Origin of the sequence: Nocardia sp. 852002-20019_SCH5090214, assembly GCF_001665865.1 — a bacterium.
In the GTDB taxonomy this organism is placed as follows: Bacteria; Actinomycetota; Actinomycetes; order Mycobacteriales; family Mycobacteriaceae; genus Nocardia; species Nocardia nova.
Genome location: NZ_LZMK01000320.1, coordinates 1 through 602, shown reverse-complemented (window position 1 = coordinate 602; position 602 = coordinate 1). Strand labels below are relative to the sequence as shown.

Annotated in this window: 1 protein-coding gene and 1 pseudogene; both read left to right on the top strand. The window is 69.9% G+C overall.

Annotation, left to right across the window (positions count from 1 at the left end; translation table 11 throughout):
• On the top strand, nucleotides 1–406 hold a 406-nt coding region (locus tag A5780_RS25560; protein ID WP_231983086.1), incomplete at its 5' end, for a hypothetical protein.
• A pseudogene (locus A5780_RS25555) lies at nucleotides 403–602 on the top strand (DNA cytosine methyltransferase); the annotation flags it as partial. The gene A5780_RS25560 and the pseudogene A5780_RS25555, both read left to right, overlap by 4 nt.

The window sequence follows — 602 nt, the reverse complement described above, 5'->3', positions numbered from 1 at the left end:
GTTGGCGCTGTGGAGCGGAGTCCCGCACCCTGCGATCACTGGATGGCTGGCCTGGTGCGCGGTCGTGGCCCGGCAGGAAGATCGGTCGCCGCTGAAAGCTTTGCGGCGCCACCTGATCTGCTACGGCATCGACCCCACCGATGTCGCCGCGGTCGAGGCCACCCACGCCCATCCGCAGCGGCGATGGCTGTACGTGGGCGTGCTGGTCGAGGCCGGTGCCTACCTGCCGGTGAAACTGGTCTCGGCCGGCGCCGGTCTCGGACACGGCCTGAACGCGCTGTCGTGGCGGGAAGCTCGTGCCCTGCGCCGCGCCCGCGCGGTCGAGGTTACGACCGCGCAGTGGCAGGACCGGATGGTCGAGGTCATCGACGGCTGGACCGCACACATCCCCGGGGACGCGCGATGAGCCTCACATCGACGGTCTTCTTCGCCGGATACGGGGGCGATTACCTCGGCTGGCGGGCGGTGCCCGGTCTCACGGGCCGGATCGCGGCCAACCACAACCCGGTCTGTGTGGCGGTGCACGAGCTGAATTTCCCCACGGTGGAACATCTTCCGCCCGGCGACGTCAGGGAGATCGATCTGACGCGGCTGCCCGCGAC